Annotated in this window: 3 protein-coding genes; all 3 read right to left on the bottom strand. The window is 62.2% G+C overall.

Annotated elements, in window-relative coordinates; genetic code table 11:
* On the bottom strand, positions 1 to 473 hold a 473-nt coding region (locus tag ACE3PP_RS20995), incomplete at its 3' end, for an aldehyde dehydrogenase family protein (RefSeq protein WP_374385263.1).
* A 109-nt stretch (positions 474 to 582) separates the two neighbouring features.
* Entirely contained in the window at positions 583 to 1,362 is a 780-nt protein-coding gene (locus ACE3PP_RS20990; RefSeq protein WP_374385262.1) for a GNAT family N-acetyltransferase, read from the bottom strand.
* Positions 1,359 to 1,522 (bottom strand): FAD-dependent oxidoreductase (locus ACE3PP_RS20985; protein WP_374385264.1); only part of this gene is annotated, 164 nt, incomplete at its 5' end. The genes ACE3PP_RS20985 and ACE3PP_RS20990, both read right to left, overlap by 4 nt.

Genomic DNA, 1,522 nt, shown 5'->3' with positions numbered 1-1,522 from the left:
GGTTCCTTGGTGACGACGATGCGCTTGTCGCCCTGGTGCGGCGGAATAATGTCGCCATAGATCCGCTTGGCTTCCTCGGCGAACCATTCGATGTAAGAAGCGCCATAGGCGATCTCGCCCTTGGCTTCAGCGAGCGGCTTGCCCTGCTCAGCCGTGAGGATGATCGCCAGATCTTCCTGCGCCGCCATCATCAGGTTGAACCACTGACGCAGCAGATTGGCGCGTTCCTTTGCCGTCTTCTTGCGCCAAGCGCCCCAGGCGGCGTTCGCGGCCTCGATCGCCCGCTTGGTTTCGGCGGCGCCCATGTTGGGAATGGTGCCGATCACTTCGCCCGTCGCCGGGTTGGTGACGTCAACCGTCTTGCCGGAATCGGCGTCGACCCACTGGCCGTTGATGTAGCATTGCTCGCGGAACAGACCCTTATCCTTAATGGGCAGGACAAATTTCTGTGCCTTCATAGCGGCTTGCGTCATCGGAGAAATCCTTGCTGGTGCTGGAAAAATCGGCCGGAGTATACGCGCCGTGTAGGGCGATGAAAAGTATCCCCACCGGGGTAGCCAGAGCGCCGATAAGATTTATGAATCAGGGCGTTAGGTCGAGCTGTGCGCGGCGATCAATGGTGCCAAAACCCAGGCGCCGATATACTCCGAGAGCCGCCTCGTTTTCGCTCGTGGTGGCCAGGTAGACGGTCTCGAAGCCGATCTCACCCAGCAAGGCCAGGAGTTCTCCGCCGACAGCCGTCGCCAAGCCCTGCCCACGCCGATCCTCGGCGGTCGCGAAATGACCGATCAAGCTCGTCCGCAGCGCGCGGCTTTGCGCCACAGTCCCGGCACAGGCCACCAATCGGCCCCTATCGAAGGCGCCGACAAAAGGCATCTCCAGCATATAGGGATCGAAGACTGTTTCCGAATGATGCAGCCGATAGAAGGCAGCGACCTCATCCGCATCGGATGGCCCCAGGGACCGGCAGCGTCCATCGGCAGACGATATCGCCTCGTGCATGGCCGACATGATGACCATCTCCCGTGTCTGCCGCCAACGGCCACCGGCCAATGCCTCATAACGTTCCCGTTCGGCCACCGGGGCATGCAACTCCACCGCGCCCGGTCGGTCGATGCAGGCCGCGATGTCCGCATCCGATACGGTTCCAGCGAAGGAAAAAACAGTGAGGTCGCCGAATGCGGCGCCAAGGACGAGGCCCGCGCCGTCCGCCGAGAAGCGGAACAGGCGATTGTCGATCCCGCACTCAAGATCTTCGATCGCCGTCGACCAGTAGAAATTCGACAAACCATTGCCGCTGACGATGCCGGCGGCGCCATGCTGCTCTCCCACCGACAGCAAGGAAAGCGGTCGAAAGCTCACGTCGTGACCGCTGCCGCTGCGGTGAAGCCGGACTGGATGGCACCTTCGATGGTCGAGGGCCAACCGGTGTCGGTCCAGTCGCCGGCCAGGAACAGATTGGGCCAGGATGTCTTGGGGCCAGGCCTGCGGCGCAATTGCTCGGGCGTTGCCGCGAAGGTTG

This window comes from Dongia sp., assembly GCF_041910485.1.
Lineage (GTDB): Bacteria > Pseudomonadota > Alphaproteobacteria > Dongiales > Dongiaceae > Dongia.
This window is presented reverse-complemented; position numbering and strand designations above follow the sequence as displayed.